The following is a 20,691-nucleotide window of genomic DNA, read 5'->3' as shown; positions in this document are numbered from 1 at the left end:
GTTCGCTTCACCCCATCAATTCGCGCACGAAGGGGATCAGCCCGGTCTGGCGCGTACGCTTCATGCGTTCGGCGTGCAGGATCTCGCGCACCTTGGTGAAGCACGCATCTACATTGTCGTTGATCACGACGTAATCGTATTCGGCCCAGTGGCTGATTTCCGCGCGCGCGCGTTCCATCCGGCTGTTGACCACTTCTTCGCTGTCGAGCGCGCGTGCGGTCAGGCGGCGGTGCAGTTCGTCGAGGCTGGGCGGCAGAATGAACACGCTGACCGTGTCCTGCTGGTCTTTCTGGTAAAGCTGCTGCGTGCCCTGCCAGTCGATGTCGAACAGGTAATCCTGCCCGCGCTTCAGTCCTTCGCGGATGTGGCCCTTGGGCGTGCCGTAGCGATTGCCGAAGACGGGTGCCCATTCGTAGAACCCGTCCTCTTCCACCAGCCGGTCGAACTCTTCGTTGCTGACGAAGTGATAGTCCTTGCCATCGACCTCGCCTTCGCGCGGGGGGCGCGTGGTGGCGGATACCGACAGCATGATTTCCTCCTCCGAGGCGAGCAGCATCCGCGACAGCGTCGTCTTGCCTGCGCCCGAGGGGGAGGAGAGGATGAACATCAGGCCGCGCCGGTGCAGCGTGTCGGTATCGTGCGAATGGGAGGAGGAGTCGGGCATATCCGCCATTGGCCCGTCCGGGCGGGTCAGATCAACCCTTCGCGTCGGCTAAATCCGTAATGGGTGCGTGCGCGCTTACGCGTCGGCGGCGTCTTCCAGAATCTTCGCGTCGCCCTTGGCCCGCGCCTTCTTGGCCTGCCGCCGGTCGTACAGCGCCTTGGCCAGCATTCCGCCGCCGACGACTACCGCGCCGGTGGACGACCGCGCGGCGACCTTGGACAGAGCGAGCGCGGTCAGCGTCGATCCCAGCCCCTGGTTCTCTGCCGCGGCTTCGGCGGTATCCTTGCCATAACGCCCGCGCAGCATGCGCTTGTCGACCGCCCGGCGCAGCAGGATCGATCCGGTGCGCACGATCGCGTTGGCCATGATCAGGTTGGCCGCCGGGTTGGGGGAGAGGCCGGGCACGGCTTCACCACGTGCGCGCGCCTGTCCGCGGGCGACCTTGCGGCGCAGTTCCTCGCGGCGTTTGCTCATCTGGTCAGGCCCCCTGGCTTGCAGGCTCCGGACGCGCTGACGAGTGTGTGCGGAGCGTTACTTTTTGCGGCCGAAATCGACCGTGACGACGTTCGAGCCGTCTTCGTTCTTGGTAACGGCCTCGCGCGGATCGCGTTCCGCATCGTCCGACCCGTCGTTTCCTGCGGCATCGGTCGGGGTGGGGTAGTCCTCCACCTCGGTCGCCTGGAACTGCAGGCCGAAATCGACCGCCGGATCGACGAAGGCGGTGATCGCGGAAAACGGCACCACCAGATGCGAGGATCGCTGATTGAAGCTCAGCCCGACCGAAAAGCCCACTTCGGTCACGTTCAGATCCCAGAACTTGTTCTGCAGGACGATCGTCATCTCGTCCGGAAAACGCTCCCGCAGATGGTCGGGTATCTCGACCCCGGGGACGCCGGTCTTGAACGTAATGTAGAAATGGTGGTTGCCGGGCAGCGTACCGCCGCCCGCCTCGATTTCACCAAGCACGCTGCCGACCACGGCGCGCAGGGCCTCCTGCACGATCTGGTCGTAGGGGATCAGGCTATCGGGCGCATCGTCACTCATCACGTGGCTAGGTGGCGGCGAGCGCGCGTATGGTCAAGCGCAGAATGCTTGCGTGCAGCCCCGGTCACGGATAGCGCGCGTCCCCATGCGAACCGGTCTGATAGAGCGCGATACCAAGGAAACGCGCATCCGCGTGGCGGTGAACCTTGATGGCACCGGCACCTACGAGGTGGCGACGGGGATCGGCTTTCTCGACCATATGGTCGAACAGTTCTCCCGCCATTCGCTGATCGATGTGGAGATGAAGGTCGATGGCGACCTGCATGTCGACCAGCATCATACCACCGAAGACAGCGCGATCGCGCTGGGCCAGGCGCTGGCGCAGGCGCTCGGCGACAAGGGCGGGATCGCGCGCTACGGCACTGCCTATTCGCCGATGGACGAGACTTTGGCGCGGGTCGCGCTGGATATTTCCGGGCGGCCCTGGTGCGTGTGGCGTGCGGGCTTCAGCCAGGCCAAGCTGGGCGAGTGGGACACCGAGCTGATCGAGCACTGGTTCCAGTCGGTCGCGCAGACCGCCGGGCTGACGCTCCACGTCGAGCTGCTGTACGGTTCCAACAACCACCATATCTGCGAGGCGATCTACAAGGGCTTCGCCCGCGCGATGCGGCAGGCGGTGGAGATCGACCCGCGCAAGGGCGGGGCCATTCCCTCGACCAAGGGCATCCTGGGTGGCTGATCGTGTCGCGCTGATCGATTACGGCGCCGGGAACCTGCATTCGGTCGAGAACGCGCTCCAGCGGGTCGGCGCGGATGTCGCGCTGGTCTCGGATGGCGATGCGCTGGCGCAGGCGGAGCGGATCGTACTGCCCGGCGTGGGTGCGTTCGGCGCGTGTTACAACGGCCTTGCCAGCCTGCCCGGCATGATCGAGGCGCTGGAGGGCCGCGTGCTTAAGGACGGCGTGCCCTTCCTCGGCATCTGCGTCGGCATGCAACTGCTCGCTGACAAGGGGCTGGAGCATGGCGAGACGCCGGGGCTCGGCTGGATTGGCGGCGAGGTCCGCGCGCTCGAGCCGTCCGAACACGTAAAGGTGCCGCACATGGGTTGGAACGATGTGGTGGTGGCCGACGATGCCAGCGCGCTGATCCATCCGGGCGAGGCCTATTTCCTCCATTCCTACGCCTTCGATGTCGCCAACAATGCGCATGTTGCTGCGCGCACCGACCATGGCGGGGCAGTGACGGCGGCGGTCGCGCGCGACAATATCCTCGGCGTGCAATTCCACCCGGAGAAGAGCCAGGCCTACGGGCTGGCGCTGCTGGAAAGGTTTTTGAAGTGGAAGCCGTGATGCGCCCCTCACCAAGCTCCGCTAGCCGCTGGCGCGGCAAGCTGCGCTATCCTCTCCCGCAAGGGGAGAGGACGAGTGCGCCGCGTTCCTCTCCCCTCGCGGGAGAGGATATGGAGGCTTGGCGACGCAGGAGCCTAGCCGCAATTGGAGAGGGGCACGCAGTATGATCATCTTCCCAGCTATCGACCTCAAGGGCGGCAATGTCGTCCGCCTCGCCGAAGGCGATATGGACCGCGCGACAATCTACGGCAATAATCCCGGCGAACAGGCCGCGCGCTTTGCCGAAGCAGGCGCGAGCTGGCTGCACGTGGTCGACCTCGACGGAGCCGTCGCGGGCGAGCCGGTCAATGCCCACGCGGTTGAGAGCATCCTCCAACGCTTCCCCGGCAAGGTGCAGCTCGGCGGCGGCATCCGCACGCGCGAGGGTGCGGAGCGCTGGCTGGAGCTCGGCGTGGCGCGGGTGGTGATCGGCACGGCTGCGCTGAAGGACCCCGAACTGGTCAAGGCTCTGGCGGCGGATCATCCGGGCCGCGTGGTGGTCGCGGTCGACGCGCGCGACGGGATGGTCGCGACCGAGGGCTGGGCGAGCGTTTCCGACCTGCCCGTCGAAGACCTGGCGCGCCGGTTCGAGGATGCGGGCGTCGCCGCACTGCTGTTCACCGATATCGGGCGCGACGGGCTGCTCAAGGGCTGCAATGTCGAGGCGACGCTGGCGCTGGCCAGGGCGCAATCGCTGCCCGTCATCGCCAGCGGAGGCGTCGCCGACATCGAGGATATCCGCGCGCTCGCGCCGCATACGGCTGACGGGATCGAGGGCGTGATTACCGGCCGCGCGCTCTACGACGGGCGGCTCGATCTGGCAGAGGCGCTGCGTGTGGGGACAGGGGCGAGATGATTGCCTATCTCGTATCCATCGCCGCGATCATTCTGAGCGCATACCAGATCGTTCAAGCTCTGAAGACGGGCAAGGTCGGTTACGTGTTCGGGGGCCGTCGGCGTACAAGGGCCGATGACCCTAACATCTTCTGGTCTGTGATCGCTTTCTGGACTTTGGTGATCGCGTACTTCGCTTATCGGATGGTGACGCTATGACCGTCCGTATCCGTGTCATCCCCTGTCTCGACGTGGCCGAGGGCCGCGTGGTCAAGGGCGTCAATTTCGTCGACCTGCGCGATGCGGGCGATCCGGTCGAGCAGGCGCATGCCTACGACCTCGCGGGCGCGGACGAGCTGTGCTTCCTCGACATTTCCGCCAGCCACGAAGGGCGCGCGACGCTGGCCGATATCGTGCGGCGTACCGCTGAAGTCTGCTTCATGCCGCTGACCGTGGGCGGGGGCGTGCGTAGCGTCGAGGATGCGCGCACGCTGTTGCTGGCAGGCGCAGACAAGGTCGCGATCAACTCCGCCGCCGTGGCGCGGCCCGAACTGGTCGACGATATCGCGCAGCGCATGGGCAGCCAGTGCGTCGTGGCGAGCGTGGATGCGCGGCGTGGCGAGAGCGGGCGCTACGAAATCTTCACCCACGGCGGCCGCCGCGCGACCGGGATCGATGCGCTCGAACATGCGACGAAGCTGGCGCAGCTGGGCGCGGGCGAACTGCTCGTCACCTCAATGGACCGCGACGGGACCAAGGACGGCTACGACCTCGAACTGACGCGGATGATCGCCGATGCGGTCGATGTGCCGGTGATCGCCAGTGGCGGGGTCGGCACGCTCGACCACATGGTGGCGGGGGTTCGCGAAGGCCGTGCAAGCGCGGTGCTGGCAGCGAGCATCTTCCACTTCGGGCAGCATACGGTCGCTGAGGCGCAGGACGCGCTGCGCGCGGCGGGCTTGCCTGCGCGCCACCCGGAACCCTACGCAGGGACGCACGGTTGAGGCGTCACGCATAACCAGAAAGAGGACCGTCTGGATGGAAACTCTCGCTCGCCTGGAAAAGGTGATCCTTGAACGTCGCAATTGCGATCCCGAAACCAGCTATGTCGCGCTGCTCAAGCGTGACGGGCGGCCCAGGATGGCGCGCAAGCTGGGCGAGGAAGCGGTCGAGGCGGTGGTCGCCGGGCTTTCGGGCAGTGACGAGGAACTGGTCGGCGAAGCCGCCGACGTGCTGTTCCACCTGATGGTCCTGCTGGCCGACCGCGAGATCGCGCTGGACGACGTGCTCGCCGAACTCGACCGGCGCGAAGGCATCTCGGGGATCGAGGAGAAGGCCAGCCGCGAGAGCCAGGAGGAGACGAGCAATGCCGATTGACCCGACCGCGCCCTATGACGACGACAATATCTTCGCCAAGATCCTGCGCGGCGAGATTCCCTGCACCAAGGTGTACGAGGACGACTGGGCCTTCGCGTTCGAGGATATTGCTCCGCAGGCCGAAATCCACACACTGGTGATCCCCAAGGGCAAGTACGTCAGCTGGGACGATTTTGCGCAGAAAGCATCGGACGAGGAAATCGCCGGGCTGGTTCGCGCGGTCGGCACCGTGGCGCGCGCGAAGGGGCTGGTCGAGCCCGGCTATCGCCTGCTCGCCAATGTGGGCGAGAATGGCGGGCAGGAAGTGCCGCATTTCCACGTCCACATCTTCGGCGGGCAGAAGCTGGGGCGGATGATCGCCTGATCGCAGCGCTTCTTCTGGCGCGGCGGGCGAACCGCTCCCACCGTGCGACAGTCCGCCCGAATGTGATTGCCGCTGCGAACAGCTTTCCGGTAAAGGCGCGCCCTGCATGACCGACGCACCCGATCCTGTCCGCCCGACGCCGCCCGGAGGCGTGTTCGACGGCTCGCTGCACCTGTACGCGGTGCGGGTCTATTACGAGGACACCGACCTCTCCGGCATCGTCTATCACGCCAACTACCTGCGCTGGTTCGAACGGGCGCGTTCCGACGTGCTGCGGATGCTCGAGATCGACCAGCGCGCCGCGATCGAAGCGGGCGAGGGTGCCTATGCGGTGGCCGATGTGCAGATGCGCTATCTTCGGCCCGCGCTGCTCGACGACGACATCGTCATTCATACGCGGTGCAGCGAACTCAAGGCAGCGAGCGTGCGTATGGTGCAGGAGGCGAAACGCGATGGGGAGACGATTTGCAGCGCGACCTTCCGGGTCGGCTTCGTCGCGCCCAATGGCCGCCCGCGTCGCCAGCCCGATGTATGGCGCCAAGCCTTCACCCGAATTCTCGATACCAGTTCCGATACCAGTTCTCTTGGGGAGCATGCCTGAATGATTCTTTCCGACCTGCTTGCCGCCGCCGCGACAATGCCCGTTCCGCCGACCCGGCTGGAGCCGGTGAAGCTGTTCATGGACGCCGATATCGTGGTCAAGGCGGTGATGGCGGCGTTGCTGCTCGCCTCGATCTGGAGCTGGATGATCATCATCTCGGTCGCGATGAAGATCGGCGGCGCGAAGAAGCGTGCGCGCAAGTTCGAACGGGATTTCTGGGCCTCGGAAAACTACGAGGAGACGCTGGATGCCTATCGCAACCAGGATGTCGCGCCCGCGCGCATCGCATGGGGTGCGATCACCGAGTGGAAGAAGTCGACCAAGGGTGGGGTGAAGGACGTGCGCGGTGCGCAGGGCCGCATCGCCGCCGTGATGGACAGCCATGTGGCCGAAGAGGCTGACCGGATGGCCAACCGGCTGACCTTCCTCGCCACGCTGGGTTCGGTTGCGCCCTTCGTGGGCCTGTTCGGCACCGTTTGGGGCATCATGAACAGCTTCTTCCAGATCGGTGCGCAGAACAATTCCTCGCTCGCGGTGGTCGCGCCTGGCATTTCCGAAGCGCTGTTCGCAACCGCGATCGGCCTGTTCGCCGCGATCCCCGCGGTCATCGCCTACAACCGCTTCTCGGCCAGCGTGAACAGCTACGAAGCGATCCTTCAGCGCTTCGCCGACCGGTTCAATGCGAACCTCGGCCGCGAACTGGAGCGCGTCTGATATGGCGATGGGCGTCCATTCCCATAAGCGCGGGCGCAACGCCAAGCGCGCGCCGATGGCGGAGATCAACGTTACCCCGCTGGTCGACGTGATGCTGGTGCTGCTGATCATCTTCATGGTCACCGCGCCGCTGCTGACCGCCGGCGTACCCGTCGACCTGCCGGACAGCCGTGCGAACGCGCTGCCGCAGGACGAAGAGCCGCTCAACGTGTCGATCGCGGGTGACGGCACGATCTATGTCGGCGAATCCGCGGTGCCGCAGGGCGATCTGGGCGCGGCGCTCGCCACCGCCAGCGAAGGGGTCGCCTGTTCCGAGCGGGAGGTGGTGCTGCGCGCTGACAAGACGCTCGATTACGGGCGCGTGATGGGCGTGATGGGCGAGCTCAACCTGATGGGCTGCAACTCGATCTCGCTGGTCACCAACAGTTCAAGCGACTCGATCTAGCTCCCAGGGCTCGATGGACGCGAAACAGCATACCGGCCTCGATGCCATTGCGCTGATCGTCGCGATCGCGCTGCACGCCGCGCTGATCGCGGTGCTGCTGGTGCAGGGTGCGACGCGCGAAAAGCTGCCCGAGCCGCAACGCATCACGGTTAATTTCGCGGAAGATGTCGGGACCACCTCGACCTCGCCAGACCCCGTTCAGGAAGCGCAGGCCTCGGTCGCGCCGGAGCTGGGCGAGCAGGTTTCCCCGCCGATCGAATACGTACCTCCGCCGCCGCTGCCGCAACCCACCACCGCCCCCGCCCCGCGTCCGCAACCGACCGCGCGCGCGACCAGCCGCCCGCAGCCCCGGCCGAGCCCGCGAGCGACCGCGCAACCGCGCCCACGCCCGCAGCCGCGGCCCAGTGCCGAGCCGAGCCGCTCTGGCGGCAGCCGCGTGGGCGACGATTTTCTCGCCGGATCGGGCAGTTCGTCGACCTCGACCGACACACGCATTCCCGCTTCGCAGATCGGGAACAGCGCGAAAGCCAGTATCGCTGCGGCGATCTCGCGTCAGATCAAGCCGCACTGGCAGCCGCCTAGCGGGCCCGACGTGGAACAAATCGTCAGCTACATCTCTTTCCAGCTCAACGAAGACGGATCGCTGAAGGGGCGTCCGCGTCTGGTGCGCCAGACCGGGGTCAACGAAACCAACCGCGCGCAGGCAGAACGCCATGCCGAACAGGCCATCCGCGCGGTGCAACTGGCCGCCCCCTTCGATTTGCCGCCCGAATATTATAATGCTTGGAAGTCGGTGACTGCCAACCTCGATTGGAGACTCGCTCAATGAGATTCTTGCTGGCTAGCCTGGCCCTGCTGATTGCTTCGCCGGTCCTCGCGCAGAACGAAGACCTGGGCACTGCCCCGCCGGTGGGCGGCGAGGTCGAAACCGTGCCGACGCCCGGCGATGGCGATGAAGACGGGGGCCTGTCGGTCAATGTCTCCTTCGAAGGCAGCCTCGACGACCTGCAGCTCGCGATCCCCGCCTTCGCTGCGGAGCGTGACGTGGCGACCGCAGCCAATGCGCAGGGCACCGCTGCGCTGGGTGCGGAACTCGCGCGGGTGATTACCGCCGATCTGCAGAACAATGGCCTGTTCGCCCCCACCGGGCCGGACGCGCTGCCCAAGCCGAACTACCCGCAGATTACCGATCCCGTGTGGAACATGTGGCGCATGCGCGGCGCGGAAATGCTGGTGCAGGGCTATGTCCGCCCGCGCGCCGACGGCAAGCTGGTGGTCGGCTGCTATCTCTACGACGTCGCCCTGAACGACGAACTGGCCCGCTCAGGCTGGGTCGTCCCGCCGTCCGACTGGCGGCGTGCGGCCCACAAATGTGCCGACCTCGTCTATTCGCGCCTGACCGGCGAAAGCCCGTTCTTCGACAGCCGGATCGCCTACATCGCCGAAACCGGCCCGAAGGATAACCGGACCAAGCGGCTCGCGATCATGGACAGCGACGGGGCCAACCACCGCTTCATCACCACCGGCCGTGCGACCGCGCTGACCCCGCGTTACTCGCCCGACTACCGCAAGCTGATGTATCTCAGCTATGTCGACGGCAATCCGCGCATCTACATCTACGACATCGGCACCGGGCGGCAGACGCTGGTCACCGAAAGCAGCAACCCGACCTTCGCTCCGCGCTGGAGCCCGGACGGGCGCTGGGTGCTCTATTCGATGGCGGTCAACGGCAATACGGATATCTACCGCGTCTCCGCCAATGGCGGGCCGAGCGAGCGGCTGACCGATGCGCCGGGCATCGACGTGGGCGGATCCTACTCGCCCGACGGCACGCGGATCGTGTTCGAAAGCGACCGTTCGGGCGCGCAGCAGATCTACATGATGAATGCCGACGGATCGAACCAGCGGCGGATCACCTTCTTCGGTGGCCGCGCCGCCACACCCGAATGGAGCCCGCGCGGCGACCAGATCGCGTTCACCTACATCCCGGGCGACTTCAACATCGCGACCATGAGCCCCGACGGGAAGAACTTCCGCAAGCTCACAGACGGCTGGCAGGACGAAGCCCCCACCTGGGCCCCCAATGGCCGCATCCTGCAGTTCTTCCGCACCGAGCGGAACACGGGCCGCACCGCGATCTATCAGGTGGATCTGACCGGCGAGAATCTGCGCCGTCTGCCCACTCCGGTCGACGCGTCGGACCCGGCATGGGGCCCGATCCTGCCGTGAGGCGTTAGGAAATACAGATGCTTTTTCGTGGGGTCGCACCGACGAATGAAGGCAATTATGTGAGGAGAGACCAAATGAATTCTCGTATTGCAGCAGCGATCGTCCTTTCGGCCACCGTGTCGCTGGCGGCGTGCAAGTCGCCCGCACCCGAACAGCTCCCGCCCGAACCGGGGGTGAGTCAGCCGACCACTGGCGGCAATACTGGCGGGCCCGGCGTCGGCACGCAGGAGCACTTCGTGCGCGCGGTGAATGGTCAGAACGTGATCTATTTCGACACCGACCGCTACAATATCGACACCGCCGATGCGGCTGCGCTGCAGACGCAGGCGCAGTACATGTCGCAGTACCCCAACATCACCGTGACCATCGAAGGCCACGCGGACGAACGCGGCACGCGCGAATACAACCTCGCGCTGGGTGAGCGGCGGGCCAACGCGGCGAAGAACTATCTCGTCAGCCTGGGCATTGCCGCCAACCGCATCCGCACGGTGAGCTATGGCGAGGAACGCCCGGTCGCGACCGCTTCCACGCCCGAGGCATGGGCCAAGAACCGCCGCGCGGTGACCGTCGTCGTCAACTAGGCGGCAAGCGCCGTAGTGCGGGAAGGGCGGGTGGCTTGCGGGCCGTCCGCCTTTTCTTTTGCGCTGTGGTGGCGCGAGGGGCCTCAAAGACCGGTTTGCGAGGTTGCGGGCGCGGTCGATCGCTCTAGATTGAACCAATGGCAAAACCGCGCAGATCGAACGATTGGGGTTTCCCGCGCTGGCGCGGCTACGAGGAAAGTCGCGAGGCCGCGACCGTGCGCCTGTGCGATCGCCACGGCTGCGACGAGCGTGGCGACTGCCCCGCACCAAAATCCCCCAACAACCCGGATCGCTGGTATTTCTGCCAGAAACATGCGGCGGAGTATAATTCCAAGTGGGACTATTTCGAAGGCCTGGAAAAGGCCGAGGCGGCCGAGCGCGCGCGGACCGAACAGCGCGACAATGCAGGCTATGCCGAAGCCTCGCATTACAGTTGGGGCGGATCGGGCGATGGATCCCGCTCGGCGGACGAGATGCGCGCGCTCGACGTGCTGGGTCTGGAATCCGATGCCGATTTCGCCACGATCAAACGCGCCTGGCGCGAAAAGGCGAAGACCGTCCATCCCGACGTGAAGCCGGGCGACAAGGAAGCCGCCGCCGAGTTTCAGAAGCTGCAGGTCTCCTACGAGGTGCTGAAAGCTGCCGAAGCGCGGCGCGAATGGCACGGTTAGAAAGACAAACGCATATCGTCATCAAAGCGTCACCGATCGGACCTTGATCGGTCACGTGGCGTCCCTAACGACCCTTCGCAATCGCAGCATAAGGGGTCTCACCATGCGTTCGTCTTCCGTTTCCATCCTCCGTCTCGTCTTGCTCGGCACCGCCGCGCTGTCGCCTGTCGCCGCCCTCGCGCAGGCTCCGGTCGAGCCTGCCGATGATGCCGCCGGCGAGGAGGAAATCACCGAAGAAACCGGCAACATGATCGTTGTCACTGCGCAGAAGATCGAACAGCGCGCGCTCGACGTGCCGATCACGATCAGTGCCCTGAGCGGAGATCAGATCGCCAATCTGGGCGTCACCGATCTCGACGAGCTGTCGAACTATGTCCCCGGCCTCAACATTCAGGAGCAGAGCGCCAACAACCCGGGCATCGTCATCCGCGGCATCACCTCGGACAGCGGCTCGGCGCAGCAGGGCCCGCGTGTCACGCTGTATTACAACGGAGTCGACATCTCGCGTTCGCGCGGATCGTATCAGGCGATCTACGATCTGGAGCGTGTCGAAGTCATCAAGGGCCCGCAGGCGACCCTGTTCGGCACCGCCAGCGCGGTCGGCGCGATCAGCCTCGTCTCCGCCAAGCCGAAGCCCGGCTTCTCCGCCGAGATGACCGGCGGCTACGGCAACTACGACGCCACGCTGCTCTCGGGCTTCGTCAATGCAGGATCGGATGTGATCGCGGGACGGGTCGCCTTCGAATGGCGCACGCGTGACGGCTATGTAAAGAACCTCGCGACCAGCCAGACGGACGATCTCTACGCGAAGGACCAGTTCGGGGTTCGCGGATCGCTGCGCTTCACCCCGTCGAGCGACATCACGATCGACCTGATCGGCACCTACGACCAGCAGCGCAACGGCGGCACGCCCTTCATCTCGGGCACGTTCCCCGCCTTCGCCGGTGCGCCGGGCGGTCCGGCCAATGCCTTCGTCGATGCGAACCTGGGCGGATCGCCTTACTCGGCGCAGGCGCTGGGCGATGACCAGCTGGGCCTGAACCGCGAAGTCTACGATGTGAACCTGACCGCCGCGTGGGACTTCGCGCCCGGCTGGACCTTCACCACGGTCAACGGATACCGCAATTTCGACAGCGCGGAGGTGTTCGACGCCGACGGTTCGGCCGCGCCGTTCCTCGAATTCGCCGAGATCGCGAAGGGCGACCAGTTCAGCCACGAAGGCCGCTTCAGCTACGCGGGCGACCGGCTGCGCGGCTCCTTCGGCTGGAACGTGTTCAGCGAAGACGGCATCCAGAACGTGCCCTTCTCGACCGAGGAAGGCATCTTCCTCCAGTGCCTCACCTCGCTGTTCGGCGCCCCGCTCGTTCCCGGGATCGCCTGCGTGGCACCTGACGGCAGTGTGCCCGCGGCCGCTGTCACCGGTCTTGCGACAAGCGGGGCGGCGCAGGCCATCCCGTACACCTCCGTGTTCGAGAACCAGGGCCAGAACGACAGCTATTCGGTCTTCGCCGATGTAACGTTCATCCCTGTCGAATCGGTGGAGCTGACCGCAGGCGTGCGTTACCTGTGGGAAGACCGCAGCTCGGGGTTCCGGGCGGTGGTGCCCAACTCGGTCCTCAGCGGTGCGCCGCTGATTCCGGGGCAGGTGGATACCGGCGGGCAGACGCTGACCGCCGAAGACAGCTTCGATGCATGGCTGCCCCGCTTCAACGTCCTGTATCGCATCAGCCCCGACGTGAACGTCTTCGCCACGATCTCCAAGGGCCGCCGTTCGCCGGTGGTCCCGGTGAATGCGGGCGGGGCGCAGGACCTGATCCCCGAAGAAACCGTGTGGAACTACGAAGCCGGGGTGAAGCTGGCGACCGGCATCGTGTCGGGCTCGCTGGGCGTCTATTACCAGAAGTACGACAACTTCCAGGTGTCGATCGCAGACCCCGACAACCTCGGCTCCTTCATCACCGCCAGCGCGGGTTCGGCATCGAACCTGGGTGTCGAGGCGGAGCTGGCGGTGCAGGCGACCGACTGGCTGAGCGTGTTCGGCAATGTCGGCTACATCAGCGGCGGGATCGACGAGGACGGCGCGTACTCGCCCGAATATTCGGGTGCGCGTTTCCGCCTTCAGCCCGAGTGGCAGGCGGCGGGCGGCTTCACGGTCGACTATCCGCTGGGCAATGGTGCGCGTCTGTTCGCCACGCCGAGCATCACCTACCGCAGCCGGATCTTCTTCGAAGTGCCGAACGATCCGCTGATCTCGCAGGGGCCGGTAACGCTGGTCAACGCGCGGGCGGGCGTTTCCTTCGCCAACGACCGGTTCGAGATCGCAGGCTTCATTCGCAACGCTTTCGACGAGGATTATCTGCTCGACGCCGGCAACACGGGCGGTTCGTTCCGCGTGCCGACCTTCATCCCCGCAGAACCGCGCCTGTTCGGGGTCGAACTGACTGCGCGTTTCGGGCGCTGATACAAAAATGGGCGGGGGCCTTGCAGCCTCCGCCCATTCGCATTTTTCCGGTGAACCGGCCGATCAGACCGCGTCGAGCGCCTGATCGAAGTCGGCGATCAGATCCTCGGGGTCTTCGATCCCGATGCTGATCCGCACCAGCGCGTCCGAAATGCCGAGCTGCTGGCGGCGTGCATGGGGCACGGAGAGGTGCGTCATGCTGGCCGGGTGGCTGGCGAGCGTTTCGGTGCCGCCGAGGCTGACCGCAAGCTTGGCGACCTTGAGCGCGTCGAGGAAGCGGAAGCACTCCTCTTCACCGCCCTTGAGGAACAGCGAGAAGGTCGACCCGGCGCCAAGGCAGTGGCGGTCGTAGATGTCCTGCTGGCGCTCATCCTCGATCATGCCGAGGTAGCCGAGCCCATCGACCTTGGGGTGCTTCTTCAGGAATTCGCAGACCTTCGCCGCGTTCTCGCCCGCGCGCTGCATCCGCAACTCGACGGTTTCGAGGCTGCGCAGCAACATCCACGCGGTGTTCGGGTCGGCGATGCCGCCCATCGTGTTGCGGATCATGCGGACCGGGTTCATCCACTTCTTGTCGCCGGCGATACTGCCTGCGACGAGGTCCGAGTGGCCGCCGACATATTTGGTCAGCGAATAGCACACGATATCCGCGCCATGTTCCAGCGGACGCTGCCACAGCGGGCCGAGGAAGGTGTTGTCGATCGCGATCGGGCAGTCGGCGGGAAGCGCCGCGTCGCGCGCATCGCGGACCATCTCGATATCGACCAGCGCGTTGGTCGGGTTGCCGGGGCTTTCGAGGTAGATCATCGCGACCTTGCCGCCGTTCTCCTCGGCCATCGCCTTGGCCTTGGCGAGCACATCGTCGAACTGCTCACGCGTCGCACCGGCGGGGAAGTCGATATACTTCACCCCGAACTTGGCGAGGATCTTGGCGACGAAGCCTTCGGACGCGGCATAGAGCGGGCCCGAGTGGACGATCACGTCGCCTGCGCTGCAATAGGCCATCATCATCACGCAGATGGCGGTCATCCCGCTGGAGAAGCACAGCGAATCTTCCGCGCCGTCCCAGATGGCGAGGCGGTCTTCGAGGATTTCCTGGTTCGGGCCGTTGAAGCGCGAATAGACGAGGCCTTCCGCGCCGCCTTCACGCAGGCCGGTGATGCCTTCGAAGTGGCGCTTGCCCGCAGCCGCGCTTTCGAAGGCGAAGGTGCTGGTCAGAAAAATCGGGGCCTTCAGCGATCCTTCGGACAGCGCGGGGTCGTAGCCGTGGCCCATCATCAGGGTGGACGGCTTCATCTTGCGCCCGTCGATCTTGGTGACTTCGGGCTTGGGCTTGCGGCGGGGGGTGGGGGTTTCGACTGCGTCGACGGCGTCGGTCATGGGGAACGGCCTTCCTCAACTATACCCCCAGGAAGGCGGGGGCTTGGGCTGGAGGCTGTGCCGGTGGCGGGCCCGCTCCTAACCTCCGCAGGAACGCATCTCCACCAGCTGCCGGTTTTCGAACGCGCCAGTACCGCCGGGAGTTTCCGCGATCAAGCGACCCTGAGTACATGGGGCGGCGGGCTGGTCGCACAACGGCCCGTTCAGCGTCGATCCATTGGCGCTGGAGCAGTGTCCGGGGCATGTTGAAGCGATCCCTGATCCTCGCCGCTGCATCTGTCGCATTGCTCGGCACCGGCATCGCCGTGGTGCCATCGGCACCGGCGGCGGCGCAGTCCGCGCGTTCGACCTGGTCGATCGGCCCGGTCGTGCGCGGCAAGAACTCTTCATACCGGATGCCCGCGACCATGCAGGATACCGCGCGCGGTGCGGTGTTCGATTTCCCCTATCCCAGCCCGGCGGCGGGCCATGTGCACTATGTGACCACGGCAACCCGGCCGCTAGCAGGCGCGAAGCGGATTACCATGCGTTACCGGATCGATGCCGCACGCGGAGTGCGCTTCGTGCCGGAGGAAGACCCGCAGAACACTGCGACCCTGTCGCTCTATTTCCAGCGCGCAGGCGACCGCTGGACGATGCGCACGCCGCACCACCGCTGGTACGCGCCGAACGACAAGGTCATCCCGCTGAGCCGCGGCACGCACGAGGTCAGCATCGATCTGGACGAGGAGTGGATCGCGATGGTCGGGGGCACCAGCTACACGCTGCCCGAGGCGTTCGATCGCGCGCTGGATCGGACTGCGCAGGTCGGCTTCGTGTTCGGTTCGCCCGCGCTGCGCGGGCACGGCGTCTATGCCACCGGCCCGGCGCGGTTCACTCTGCTGGATTTCCGGATCGAGTGATCCGCAGGGTGGGCTAGCTCGACGAAACAGAGAAGCGGCGCACGCGCCACTGCAGCTGTTCTTCGGTTGCGCCGGGGACATCGTTGACCCGGCTGAGCACGATCTCCCCGGTCAGGGTCTGCCCGGTCGCGCCCCGGATGGTGATCGGGACCTCGTAGTAACTCGTCCCTGCCGCACCTTCCATGGTGCCGGCCGGAGCCGAGACCGTCAGGTCGCCGAGACCGGCAAAGGTCTGCGTAAACTGCTCGCGCGAAAGATTCGCACGCAGTTCCGGCACCATCAGGTTCCAGGCCTGATCGAACTCCTTGAGCTCGATCGCACGGGTGAAGGACAGCAGCACGTTGCGCGCGCCCTTTTCCCCTTTCTGCGCCTCGGGAGTGAGCGTGGCGGGTGTGAGGTCGGGAATCCCGTCGTTTACGCCCGCCGGCTGCTCGGCATCGCTGCCCGCCTGCTGCGTATTCTCGCCACTGCTTGCGGCCTGGTTCGGCTGCGTCTCCCCTCCCGAATTGCAGGCGACCAGAGCGAGGGTCGCGACGGCGATTCCGGCAAGGGAGACTATGCGCATGGGGAGAGCCTTGGGCTGCAGGGGTAGAAGAGGCAGTTACTTGGGCGCGAGGACCATCAGCATCTGACGGCCTTCGAGGCGCGGGAAGCTTTCGACCTTGGCGATCTCTTCCACATCGTCGCGAACCCGGTTGAGCAGGTCCATGCCCAGCTGCTGGTGCGCCATTTCGCGGCCACGGAAGCGCAGCGTGCACTTCACCTTGTCGCCGTTCTCGATGAACTTCACCACATTGCGCATCTTCACGTCGTAATCGTGCGTGTCGATGTTCGGACGCATTTTGACTTCCTTGATGTCCTGCGTCTTCTGCGTCTTGCGCGCGAGGTTCGCCTTCTTCTGCGCTTCGTAGCGGTGCTTGCCGACATCGAGGAACTTGCACACGGGCGGATCTGCGTTCGGCGACACCTCGACGAGGTTCAGGCCAACTTCCGCAGCGCGTTCGATCGCGTCACGCGTGTTGAGGACACCGATGTTTTCCCCGGTCTCGTCGATAACGCGGACCTTGGGCGACTGGATAAAATTGTCGTAGCGCGGGCCGCTCTTGATCGGCGGCTGAAGGGAACGACGGGGGGGACGTGCTATGGGATGCTCTCCTAGAGTAATGAACAGATGTCCGCGCTATTTAGGTGTTTTCGCCGCAATGCGAAAGGGGGCTGCGCGAGGAACCGCGCTTTGCAGCGGGTAGATCGCGTCAGGCCGCGCGTTTTTCGGCCCGCCACAGCGGCAGACGGACCAGTTGCCCGCGCACCGCGCACAGCGCCTCGATCGTTTCGGCCGGGCTCAGGCTCTTGCGAATCGCCGGATCGTCGGCCGCCATTCCACCGGTCAGTGCGCCGAATGCGGGCAGTACCATGCGCGGAGGACCATCGCTGCGCCGGGCGATCACCGCGCACGGGCGGCGTATGTGGCGACCGCGCAGGGTGACGGAAAGCTTGGGGTGCCAGTGACCGGAAAGCTCTGCCTGCGTTTCGCCGGCTCGCGCCTCGTGGCGGCAGATCACTCCGCCAATTTCCAGCTCTTCATGCAGAGACCCGCCGCACTGCGCGGCTGCCCCGGCGGCGTCGGGCGGGCCGTCGTGGTTGCCTGTGATCCAGACCCAGTCGATCCGCGAGGTGAGCGCGCGCAGCATGTTGCACGCGCCCTCTTCCAGGCGGGCTGCGCCATCCGCGTCGTGGAAATTGTCGCCCAGCGTCACGACCTTGTGCGCACCGGTCTCGTCCACCGCCTGCGCCACCCGTTCGAGCGTGGCGCGGCTGTCGTAGGGCGGCAGCGGCTGGCCGTGACTCGCGAAGAAACTTGCCTTTTCGAGGTGCAGGTCGGCGACGAACAGCGTCGCCTCGCGCGGCCAGTAGACCGCACCGTCGCTGCGCAGAAGCAGCTCCGCCGTGCCGAACGAAAGGGGAACCATGGGGTCCACTTGCCCTAGGCTGGCAGGATTGGCAAGGGATGCACGACGCCACGCAAGGATGCGAAGACAATGCCCGACTGGTCTGCCCAAACGCAACAAGCGCGTACCTGGTTCGAATCCCTGCGCGATCAGATCTGCGCCGAGTTCGAGGCGATCGAGCGCGAGGCTGGTTCCGACGCGACCTTCCAGTACACCCCCTGGGAGCGCGAGGAAGAGGGCAACGACAGCCCCGGCGGCGGGGTGCAGGGCCTGATGAAGGGCAAAGTGTTCGAGAAGGTCGGGGTCAACGTTTCCACCGTGCACGGCACATTCGCGCCCGAGTTCGCCAAGACGATCAACGGGGCCGAGGACGATCCCAGCTTCTCCGCCACCGGCATCAGTCTGGTCGCACATATGGCCAACCCGCATGTCCCGGCAGTGCACATGAACACGCGCTTCCTCGTCACCGGCAAGGCGTGGTTCGGCGGCGGCGCGGACCTCAATCCGCCGATCCCCTACGAGGAGGATACGCAGGAATTCCACGCCGCCTTCCGCGCCGCCTGCGCGAAGCACAACCCGACCTATTACGAACGCTTCAGCAAATGGGCGGACGAGTATTTCTACATCCCCCATCGCGGCGTGCATCGCGGGGTCGGCGGGATTTTCTACGACCATCTGGAATGCGATGACGAGAGCGGCTTCGCGCGCAATCTCGATTTCACGCAGGATGTCGGGCGCGCCTTTCTGGAGATTTTCCCCAAGCTGGTCCGCCGCCGGATGGAGAGCGAGTGGACCGAGGCGGACAAGCGCACCCAGCTGGAATGGCGGGGGCGCTATGCCGAGTTCAACCTCGTCTACGACAGAGGCACGCTGTTCGGCCTCAAGACCGGCGGCAATGTCGACGCCATCCTGATGAGCCTGCCGCCCGAAGCGGTGTGGACCTGATTGGGCAAGGGGCACTGAGCTCGGCGCCCCGGCAGACAGCTTGCCAGATAGGGGCCTGCGAACCGAGGCTTTGCCTACACAAAATTAACCTCAGTAATTCTACCGAGCACGCTGTCGATCGGTGATGAAGCCTTCGACGTGTTCGAAGGTAGTGTGTTGCGCGTTCTGACCTGTCTTTTCCATGAGCATGATCTCATGCTCGTTCTGCTGGCGGCGCTGCTGTGCGTGGTCGGCTCCTATGTTTCCATCCAGCTGTTTCGTCGCACGCTGCAGGCGGGAGGTGGATCGCGCTTTCACTGGTGCTTCCTCGCATCGGTCTGTGCCGGTTCCTCGATCTGGGGAACCCATTTCATCGCGATGCTGGGCTACCAGCCCGGGGTGCCCGTCACATTCGATGCGACGCTGACCATCATTTCTGTGGTGATCGCCATCTTTGGCGTGGGCATCGGCCTGTTCCTTTCGACTCTGCGTAACCGGTGGTTCGGGGCGCTGTGCGGTGGCGGAACGATCGGTCTTGCCATCGCGGCGATGCACTATGTCGGGATGTTCGCTTACCGGGCAGACGGGATCGTCGGCTGGCTGCCGAACTATGTGGCGCTCTCGCTCGCCTGTGCGGTGGTTTTCGGCGCGCTCGCCATTGATCGGCTGCGTGTGCACGACCACGAGGGCCATCCGTGGACGGCGACCTTGCTGCTGGTGGTCGCCATCGTGATGCTGCACTTCGTTGGCATGGCCGCGTTTACGGTCACGCCGATCGCGGGCTTTGGCAGCGGACCGCAGAGCGAGGTCTTCGTCGCCATGGCCTCGGCCATCGCGATGGCTGCACTGCTGATCGTGGGCACCGGCATCTCCACCTATCTGGTCGAGATGCGCACCCGCGTCGATGCGCAGGATCGGCTGCACCATATCGCGATGCACGACACGCTGACCGGCCTGCAGAACCGCCATGCCTTCAACGGCAAGCTTCGCCGTCTGTGTCAGCGGCTGGTCAAGGGCGGCCCGCCATTCGCGCTGCTGATGGTCGATCTCGACCGCTTCAAGCCGATCAACGATTCGCTTGGCCATCCCTTTGGCGACAAGGTTCTGAAGGCGGTCTCCGCGCGCCTGCAGGAGGCGGTTCGCGACAACGACATGGTTGCCCGCATCGGTGGCGACGAATTCGCGGTGATCGCGCCAGGGGTCGACGATCCATCAGTCGCGCGCCTGCTGGCGGAGCGGATCGTCGAGGTCCTTTCGCGCCCGTTCGTGATCAGCGGCCAAGTCGCCGATCTTGGGGCCAGTGTGGGAATTACGCTGGCGCCCGCAGACGGCAAGGATGCCGAAACGCTGACGCAACAGGTCGATATCGCGCTCTACCATGCCAAGAACGAGGGACGCGGTCGGCACTGTTTCTTCGATCCCTCGCTGACGGAGACCCTGCGCGAACGCCGGCTGCTGGAAGCGGACCTTCGTCGCGCATGCATGCGTGAGGAATTCGAGGTCTATTTCCAGCCGATCCTCGACACTGCGACCCGTGAATTTGCAGGCGCAGAGGCGCTGGTCCGGTGGCACAGTCCGGAGCGCGGCGTTGTGTCGCCCGTGCTGTTCATCCCGGTTGCAGAGGAGCTTGGCCTGGTCACGACCATCGGCGCGCTGGTCCTCGAGCGAGCATGCGCCGAAGCAGCAACCTGGCCGGACGGCATGACCGTGGCTGTGAACGTATCGCCCGTCCAGATGATGGGCGGCCGACTGGCGAGCACGGTCGCGCAGGCGTTGCACAAGTCGGGCCTGGAGCCGGGCCGGCTGGAGATCGAGATTACCGAGACCGCGCTGGTGACGGATGACGAGCTTGCGCTTCGTGCGCTGGAGGAAGTGCGCGCATTGGGGGTGAAAATCTCTCTTGATGACTTTGGCACGGGCTATTCCTCGCTCAGCTACCTCCACCGTTTCCCGATCGACCGGATCAAGATCGATGCCAGCTTCGTCAATCAGGTCCCCCACGATCCGGGCAGTGCATCGATCGTTCGCGCGATCGCGCAACTGGGCGAGAGCTTGCAGATGGAAGTGACGGCGGAAGGGATCGAGACCGATGCCCAGTACTCCTACGTCGCCGAGCATGGTTGCCGCCACATGCAGGGCTTCCTGTTCAGCCGGCCGGTCGATGCGGCCACGCTTGCCCGGCTGTTCGGCACTCACGAGAAGAACCGTTCGGTCGCCTGAGGG

At 65.3% G+C, this 20,691-nt stretch carries 25 protein-coding genes; 18 read left to right on the top strand and 7 right to left on the bottom strand.

The window, feature by feature from the left end; all coding sequences use genetic code 11:
* Positions 1-7: 7 nt before the first annotated feature.
* From gmk to KYN89_RS13005, 3 genes are all read right to left on the bottom strand, one after another.
* On the bottom strand, positions 8-673 hold the full coding sequence (gene gmk / locus KYN89_RS13015) for a guanylate kinase (protein WP_222825442.1): 666 nt from the start codon (positions 671-673) through the stop codon (positions 8-10).
* Positions 674-739: 66 nt separating this feature from the next.
* On the bottom strand, positions 740-1,138 hold the full coding sequence (locus KYN89_RS13010; protein ID WP_197637459.1) for a hypothetical protein: 399 nt from the start codon (positions 1,136-1,138) through the stop codon (positions 740-742).
* 57 nt (positions 1,139-1,195) lie between these two features.
* Entirely contained in the window at positions 1,196-1,708 is a 513-nt protein-coding gene (locus KYN89_RS13005) for an SspB family protein (RefSeq protein WP_010236326.1), read from the bottom strand.
* Between the two features lie 85 nt (positions 1,709-1,793).
* Here KYN89_RS13005 and hisB point away from each other — a divergent pair, with 85 nt between their 5' ends.
* The 15 genes from hisB to KYN89_RS12930 all read left to right on the top strand — a co-directional run bounded on the left by hisB (position 1,794) and on the right by KYN89_RS12930 (position 13,313).
* Positions 1,794-2,387, top strand: coding sequence for an imidazoleglycerol-phosphate dehydratase HisB (gene hisB, locus KYN89_RS13000; RefSeq protein ID WP_054527262.1), 594 nt, complete (start codon positions 1,794-1,796; stop codon positions 2,385-2,387).
* Positions 2,380-2,997, top strand: coding sequence for an imidazole glycerol phosphate synthase subunit HisH (gene hisH / locus KYN89_RS12995; RefSeq protein ID WP_222825441.1), 618 nt, complete (start codon positions 2,380-2,382; stop codon positions 2,995-2,997). The genes hisB and hisH overlap by 8 nt, the downstream gene beginning before the upstream one ends.
* A gap of 163 nt (positions 2,998-3,160) precedes the next feature.
* Complete coding sequence (hisA, locus tag KYN89_RS12990) at positions 3,161-3,892, top strand: 1-(5-phosphoribosyl)-5-[(5-phosphoribosylamino)methylideneamino]imidazole-4-carboxamide isomerase (RefSeq protein WP_222825440.1); 732 nt, start codon at positions 3,161-3,163, stop codon at positions 3,890-3,892.
* Positions 3,889-4,089, top strand: coding sequence for a hypothetical protein (locus KYN89_RS12985; protein WP_222825439.1), 201 nt, complete (start codon positions 3,889-3,891; stop codon positions 4,087-4,089). Before hisA ends, KYN89_RS12985 begins: the two co-directional genes overlap by 4 nt.
* A complete protein-coding gene (hisF, locus tag KYN89_RS12980) occupies positions 4,086-4,874 on the top strand; it encodes an imidazole glycerol phosphate synthase subunit HisF (protein ID WP_222825438.1) in 789 nt (262 codons plus the stop codon). The genes KYN89_RS12985 and hisF overlap by 4 nt, the downstream gene beginning before the upstream one ends.
* A gap of 34 nt (positions 4,875-4,908) precedes the next feature.
* Positions 4,909-5,247: a phosphoribosyl-ATP diphosphatase gene (locus tag KYN89_RS12975; protein ID WP_222825437.1), complete on the top strand. Its 339-nt coding sequence runs from the start codon at positions 4,909-4,911 to the stop codon at positions 5,245-5,247.
* Positions 5,237-5,611, top strand: a complete 375-nt coding sequence (locus KYN89_RS12970; protein ID WP_222825436.1) for a histidine triad nucleotide-binding protein — start codon at positions 5,237-5,239, stop codon at positions 5,609-5,611. The genes KYN89_RS12975 and KYN89_RS12970 overlap by 11 nt, the downstream gene beginning before the upstream one ends.
* A 106-nt stretch (positions 5,612-5,717) precedes the next feature.
* Positions 5,718-6,212 carry a YbgC/FadM family acyl-CoA thioesterase gene (locus KYN89_RS12965; protein WP_248285216.1) on the top strand — a complete coding sequence of 165 codons (495 nt, stop codon included), beginning with the start codon at positions 5,718-5,720 and terminating at the stop codon, positions 6,210-6,212.
* Entirely contained in the window at positions 6,213-6,926 is a 714-nt protein-coding gene (gene tolQ / locus KYN89_RS12960) for a protein TolQ (RefSeq protein ID WP_222825435.1), read from the top strand.
* 1 nt (position 6,927) lies between these two features.
* Positions 6,928-7,371, top strand: coding sequence for an ExbD/TolR family protein (locus KYN89_RS12955; RefSeq protein ID WP_222825434.1), 444 nt, complete (start codon positions 6,928-6,930; stop codon positions 7,369-7,371).
* 13 nt (positions 7,372-7,384) lie between these two features.
* Entirely contained in the window at positions 7,385-8,200 is an 816-nt protein-coding gene (locus tag KYN89_RS12950) for a TonB C-terminal domain-containing protein (RefSeq protein WP_222825433.1), read from the top strand.
* Positions 8,197-9,600, top strand: coding sequence for a Tol-Pal system beta propeller repeat protein TolB (gene tolB / locus KYN89_RS12945; protein WP_222825432.1), 1,404 nt, complete (start codon positions 8,197-8,199; stop codon positions 9,598-9,600). Before KYN89_RS12950 ends, tolB begins: the two co-directional genes overlap by 4 nt.
* A gap of 74 nt (positions 9,601-9,674) precedes the next feature.
* Complete coding sequence (gene pal, locus KYN89_RS12940; protein WP_222825431.1) at positions 9,675-10,181, top strand: peptidoglycan-associated lipoprotein Pal; 507 nt, start codon at positions 9,675-9,677, stop codon at positions 10,179-10,181.
* A gap of 137 nt (positions 10,182-10,318) precedes the next feature.
* On the top strand, positions 10,319-10,852 hold the full coding sequence (locus KYN89_RS12935) for a J domain-containing protein (protein WP_010236293.1): 534 nt from the start codon (positions 10,319-10,321) through the stop codon (positions 10,850-10,852).
* A 103-nt stretch (positions 10,853-10,955) separates the two neighbouring features.
* Entirely contained in the window at positions 10,956-13,313 is a 2,358-nt protein-coding gene (locus KYN89_RS12930; RefSeq protein WP_222825430.1) for a TonB-dependent receptor, read from the top strand.
* Positions 13,314-13,376: 63 nt separating this feature from the next.
* On the opposite strand, the gene KYN89_RS12925 is transcribed toward KYN89_RS12930, so the two are convergent.
* The gene (locus KYN89_RS12925) at positions 13,377-14,693 is read right to left on the bottom strand and encodes a cystathionine gamma-synthase family protein (protein WP_222825429.1); all 1,317 of its coding nucleotides are present in this window, start codon (positions 14,691-14,693) and stop codon (positions 13,377-13,379) included.
* Positions 14,694-14,935: 242 nt separating this feature from the next.
* On the opposite strand from KYN89_RS12925, the gene KYN89_RS12920 reads away from it, so the two are divergent.
* Positions 14,936-15,595, top strand: coding sequence for a hypothetical protein (locus tag KYN89_RS12920; protein ID WP_222825428.1), 660 nt, complete (start codon positions 14,936-14,938; stop codon positions 15,593-15,595).
* A gap of 13 nt (positions 15,596-15,608) precedes the next feature.
* Here KYN89_RS12920 and KYN89_RS12915 read toward each other — a convergent pair whose 3' ends face one another.
* The 3 genes from KYN89_RS12915 to pdeM all read right to left on the bottom strand — a co-directional run bounded on the left by KYN89_RS12915 (position 15,609) and on the right by pdeM (position 17,565).
* Positions 15,609-16,160 (bottom strand): hypothetical protein, encoded by a 552-nt coding sequence (locus KYN89_RS12915; RefSeq protein WP_222825427.1) that lies wholly within the window; start codon positions 16,158-16,160, stop codon positions 15,609-15,611.
* Between the two features lie 36 nt (positions 16,161-16,196).
* Entirely contained in the window at positions 16,197-16,739 is a 543-nt protein-coding gene (infC, locus tag KYN89_RS12910) for a translation initiation factor IF-3 (RefSeq protein ID WP_222825560.1), read from the bottom strand.
* Between the two features lie 109 nt (positions 16,740-16,848).
* Complete coding sequence (gene pdeM, locus KYN89_RS12905; RefSeq protein ID WP_222825426.1) at positions 16,849-17,565, bottom strand: ligase-associated DNA damage response endonuclease PdeM; 717 nt, start codon at positions 17,563-17,565, stop codon at positions 16,849-16,851.
* A 69-nt stretch (positions 17,566-17,634) separates the two neighbouring features.
* Between pdeM and hemF the strand changes: the two genes are divergently transcribed.
* Positions 17,635-18,489, top strand: a complete 855-nt coding sequence (gene hemF, locus KYN89_RS12900) for an oxygen-dependent coproporphyrinogen oxidase (RefSeq protein WP_222825425.1) — start codon at positions 17,635-17,637, stop codon at positions 18,487-18,489.
* Between the two features lie 195 nt (positions 18,490-18,684).
* Positions 18,685-20,688 carry a bifunctional diguanylate cyclase/phosphodiesterase gene (locus KYN89_RS12895; RefSeq protein WP_222825424.1) on the top strand — a complete coding sequence of 668 codons (2,004 nt, stop codon included), beginning with the start codon at positions 18,685-18,687 and terminating at the stop codon, positions 20,686-20,688.
* Positions 20,689-20,691 lie beyond the last annotated feature (3 nt).

Source organism: Alteriqipengyuania abyssalis, assembly GCF_019857185.1.
Taxonomy (GTDB): domain Bacteria; phylum Pseudomonadota; class Alphaproteobacteria; order Sphingomonadales; family Sphingomonadaceae; genus Alteriqipengyuania; species Alteriqipengyuania abyssalis.
This window is presented reverse-complemented; position numbering and strand designations above follow the sequence as displayed.

What these genes read in the sequence shown, in the direction of transcription:
- gmk (WP_222825442.1), bottom strand. Translation starts at nt 673, where the DNA reads ATGGCGGATATGCCCGACTCCTCCTCCCATTCGCACGATACCGACACG.
- KYN89_RS13010 (WP_197637459.1), bottom strand. Translation starts at nt 1,138, where the DNA reads ATGAGCAAACGCCGCGAGGAACTGCGCCGCAAGGTCGCCCGCGGACAG.
- KYN89_RS13005 (WP_010236326.1), bottom strand. Translation starts at nt 1,708, where the DNA reads ATGAGTGACGATGCGCCCGATAGCCTGATCCCCTACGACCAGATCGTG.
- hisB (WP_054527262.1), top strand. Translation starts at nt 1,794, where the DNA reads ATGCGAACCGGTCTGATAGAGCGCGATACCAAGGAAACGCGCATCCGC.
- hisA (WP_222825440.1), top strand. Translation starts at nt 3,161, where the DNA reads ATGATCATCTTCCCAGCTATCGACCTCAAGGGCGGCAATGTCGTCCGC.
- KYN89_RS12985 (WP_222825439.1), top strand. Translation starts at nt 3,889, where the DNA reads ATGATTGCCTATCTCGTATCCATCGCCGCGATCATTCTGAGCGCATAC.
- hisF (WP_222825438.1), top strand. Translation starts at nt 4,086, where the DNA reads ATGACCGTCCGTATCCGTGTCATCCCCTGTCTCGACGTGGCCGAGGGC.
- KYN89_RS12975 (WP_222825437.1), top strand. Translation starts at nt 4,909, where the DNA reads ATGGAAACTCTCGCTCGCCTGGAAAAGGTGATCCTTGAACGTCGCAAT.
- KYN89_RS12970 (WP_222825436.1), top strand. Translation starts at nt 5,237, where the DNA reads ATGCCGATTGACCCGACCGCGCCCTATGACGACGACAATATCTTCGCC.
- KYN89_RS12965 (WP_248285216.1), top strand. Translation starts at nt 5,718, where the DNA reads ATGACCGACGCACCCGATCCTGTCCGCCCGACGCCGCCCGGAGGCGTG.
- tolQ (WP_222825435.1), top strand. Translation starts at nt 6,213, where the DNA reads ATGATTCTTTCCGACCTGCTTGCCGCCGCCGCGACAATGCCCGTTCCG.
- KYN89_RS12955 (WP_222825434.1), top strand. Translation starts at nt 6,928, where the DNA reads ATGGCGATGGGCGTCCATTCCCATAAGCGCGGGCGCAACGCCAAGCGC.
- KYN89_RS12950 (WP_222825433.1), top strand. Translation starts at nt 7,385, where the DNA reads ATGGACGCGAAACAGCATACCGGCCTCGATGCCATTGCGCTGATCGTC.
- tolB (WP_222825432.1), top strand. Translation starts at nt 8,197, where the DNA reads ATGAGATTCTTGCTGGCTAGCCTGGCCCTGCTGATTGCTTCGCCGGTC.
- pal (WP_222825431.1), top strand. Translation starts at nt 9,675, where the DNA reads ATGAATTCTCGTATTGCAGCAGCGATCGTCCTTTCGGCCACCGTGTCG.
- KYN89_RS12935 (WP_010236293.1), top strand. Translation starts at nt 10,319, where the DNA reads ATGGCAAAACCGCGCAGATCGAACGATTGGGGTTTCCCGCGCTGGCGC.
- KYN89_RS12930 (WP_222825430.1), top strand. Translation starts at nt 10,956, where the DNA reads ATGCGTTCGTCTTCCGTTTCCATCCTCCGTCTCGTCTTGCTCGGCACC.
- KYN89_RS12925 (WP_222825429.1), bottom strand. Translation starts at nt 14,693, where the DNA reads ATGACCGACGCCGTCGACGCAGTCGAAACCCCCACCCCCCGCCGCAAG.
- KYN89_RS12920 (WP_222825428.1), top strand. Translation starts at nt 14,936, where the DNA reads ATGTTGAAGCGATCCCTGATCCTCGCCGCTGCATCTGTCGCATTGCTC.
- KYN89_RS12915 (WP_222825427.1), bottom strand. Translation starts at nt 16,160, where the DNA reads ATGCGCATAGTCTCCCTTGCCGGAATCGCCGTCGCGACCCTCGCTCTG.
- pdeM (WP_222825426.1), bottom strand. Translation starts at nt 17,565, where the DNA reads ATGGTTCCCCTTTCGTTCGGCACGGCGGAGCTGCTTCTGCGCAGCGAC.
- hemF (WP_222825425.1), top strand. Translation starts at nt 17,635, where the DNA reads ATGCCCGACTGGTCTGCCCAAACGCAACAAGCGCGTACCTGGTTCGAA.
- KYN89_RS12895 (WP_222825424.1), top strand. Translation starts at nt 18,685, where the DNA reads ATGCTCGTTCTGCTGGCGGCGCTGCTGTGCGTGGTCGGCTCCTATGTT.